Origin of the sequence: Alistipes sp. 56_sp_Nov_56_25 (genome assembly GCF_001915285.1) — a bacterium.
Classification (GTDB): domain Bacteria; phylum Bacteroidota; class Bacteroidia; order Bacteroidales; family Rikenellaceae; genus Alistipes; species Alistipes shahii.
Genome location: NZ_MNQF01000057.1, coordinates 1 through 2,314 on the forward strand (window position 1 = coordinate 1; position 2,314 = coordinate 2,314).

Annotated in this window: 3 protein-coding genes; all 3 read right to left on the reverse strand. The window is 46.5% G+C overall.

The genetic code is table 11. The features are described 5' to 3' along the window. Positions 1-224: 224 nt before the first annotated feature. Complete coding sequence (locus BHV64_RS09205) at positions 225-383, reverse strand: hypothetical protein (RefSeq protein WP_009597155.1); 159 nt, start codon at positions 381-383, stop codon at positions 225-227. After that, positions 370-948, reverse strand: coding sequence for a zeta toxin family protein (locus BHV64_RS09210; RefSeq protein WP_217726909.1), 579 nt, complete (start codon positions 946-948; stop codon positions 370-372). The genes BHV64_RS09205 and BHV64_RS09210 overlap by 14 nt, the downstream gene beginning before the upstream one ends. Positions 949-1,105: 157 nt before the next feature. Then, positions 1,106-2,257 carry an AAA family ATPase gene (locus BHV64_RS09215; protein ID WP_217726891.1) on the reverse strand — a complete coding sequence of 384 codons (1,152 nt, stop codon included), beginning with the start codon at positions 2,255-2,257 and terminating at the stop codon, positions 1,106-1,108. Between the last annotated feature and the right edge of the window lie 57 nt (positions 2,258-2,314).

Consider the following 2,314-nt stretch of genomic DNA (forward strand, 5'->3'; position numbering starts at 1 on the left):
CAGAATTAAATTTTACTTTTTCTAATAAATTTAACAAACTATATTCCAGCGGATTTTACACATGTTCAAAGAGTTGCAACTTGCCATTATCGAGAGTTATTGCGATTTCGCGTGTTCCACCTGTGTTCCACGCGCCGTCCGCCTACCCAATCAAAATTGAAAAGTGAATCCCCGACATTTGCGGATGTCGGGGATTATTCATTCGGACAACCGACCCAAAATTTCTATTTCAGATCACGGGCCTTGATGCGCACGACCTTTCCGTCGCGCACGACGACCAGTTCTCCGTCCTCCTTCTTGGTCTTTTCAATCAGACGCTTTTGGGCAAGCAAAATGCCTGCATCGATTTTCTCCTGCATTTGCTTAATCTCAATCTCGCTCATAGCCTACGATCTTTTGATAAGATAACGGATCGACAATCTCTTTTATTTCATCCTTGACACCCCAAGCAACCTTGTGAATACCATCGGCAACACTATTATCATAGATTATCCAATAGTCACAAATCGGGGTATAGAGGGTCGTTAAATTCTTGATGCCGTTCGCATAACGCCGCCGAATCACATCCGACGGAATATTGTGCCCGCCCTCGCTTACTCGTGTTGCAACACGCTCGATAGCCTGTTCGGGTGTCGGCAACCAAAAGTATAGCAATGTCACAAAATAGCCTTTCGCCTGCGCCCGCTCCACGAATTTCACATAGGAACGGGTCGCCAACGTCGTTTCAAACGCAAAATCCTCGCCTTCGGACAAAAGATCATCCATTCGTTGCAGCATCAACCGTCCTGCCTCGATCGCCACGCTTTCGGGGTTGAACGGCGACAGCCCTTTTGCTATTTCGTCGGCATTGACGAACTCCCGGCATCCCAGCATTTCGGGCAACACGGTATAGGATGCAGTCGTTTTCCCTGCACCGTTGCAACACGCTATGATATAGAGTTTCGGCATACTTCGTAACAAAGGTACGAACAAGCCGCGCACAAAAGCAAATTTTATTTGCGTTTTGTCGGGGCGGAGTACCTTCGACAAAGTCAAAGGTAACTATTTCAGCCAACTTACGGCCAAATACCAATCTATAAAAATCACATTATACCGAGCTGCGACATTAAAAATCCGGATTTTTCCCATATAATTTATTTATCCACATGGCAAATAATCGGTCGGTTACAGAAAAAACCTTGTTAATTTCGGTGATAAGATCCTTTTCGAGTAGTTTCTTTGCGGCCGACTGTACCGAACTGGCCGAAGTCAGACTGTGCCGTTTGATGAAATCGGCAGATGTAATACGCTCGGCTTCGCCCTCCCTGGCGATGGCATAAAGCAACTCCTTCTGCTTTTCGGGAACGTTCGACAGAATCTCCCGGAAAATCGTATCGTTCGAAGCAATCATATTATCGATGGCAGCCCGGATCGTCTCCAACGTACATTCGTCGCCTTCGGGCGTATCGGCAAACGATTCGTTGAAGGTCTTTTGGATATAGTAGGTGTGCCCCTGAAAAAGCGTATAAACCTTTTCCGCATCGACGGCGGCTATCGAACGGTTGCGCCGTTCGAAATGCCCGACGATAAACGGAATGTAAATCTCCGCAGGAATGGCTTTCAGCTCCAACATGTCGGCACTATGGTAGAACGGCCGGGCGGCCGATGCAAACATCTCCTGCATCATGTGGCGTTCGCTCCCGGCAAAGATAAAATGGCTGTTCTCCAACCTTTGGATGTGAGTCCGCAACAAAGCCTCTATATTCTTCTCCGGATATTTGGCAATTTGCTGGAACTCATCAATCGCTACGATGCAAGGCTTGTCCGCATGAGACAAATATTGGAAAATCTCATCGAGCGTATATTCGGGCCGCTCGATATCTCCCAACTCCACATTGAAAGTGGGAAGATTAGTGATGGGGTCGAACCCGAATTTCCCGCTGATGGACTTAATCGTCTGAATGAAAAGAGTCGCCATTTTACGACTGCGAGGCAGGAGTGTTTCATAAATCTCCCGGCCGAGCAGATAGGTAAATTCGCGGAGGCTCGACGTATGCAGAATATCGATGAAAAAAGTATAGTACTCCTTACCGATTTCCGGCTTGTCGTAACAGAACTGAATCAGCCCTGTTTTACCCATACGGCGCGGTGAAATGACAACCAAATTATTGCCGTTGGTAACCGACTTGACAAGCCGGGCTGATTCGCTCACCCGATCGCAAAAATACTCCGGAGCGATCTTTCCGGTCACGATGAATGGATTTATAATCTTCGCCATAGGAATATCATTTTTGCAAAAATAATTATTTTATTCAAATTATGCAAATCGAATAAT

Excerpts from the sequence above, each read along its gene's own strand:
- BHV64_RS09205 (WP_009597155.1), bottom strand. The coding sequence starts at position 383 with ATGAGCGAGATTGAGATTAAGCAAATGCAGGAGAAAATCGATGCAGGC.
- BHV64_RS09215 (WP_217726891.1), bottom strand. The coding sequence starts at position 2,257 with ATGGCGAAGATTATAAATCCATTCATCGTGACCGGAAAGATCGCTCCG.
- BHV64_RS09210 (WP_217726909.1), bottom strand. The coding sequence starts at position 948 with ATGCCGAAACTCTATATCATAGCGTGTTGCAACGGTGCAGGGAAAACG.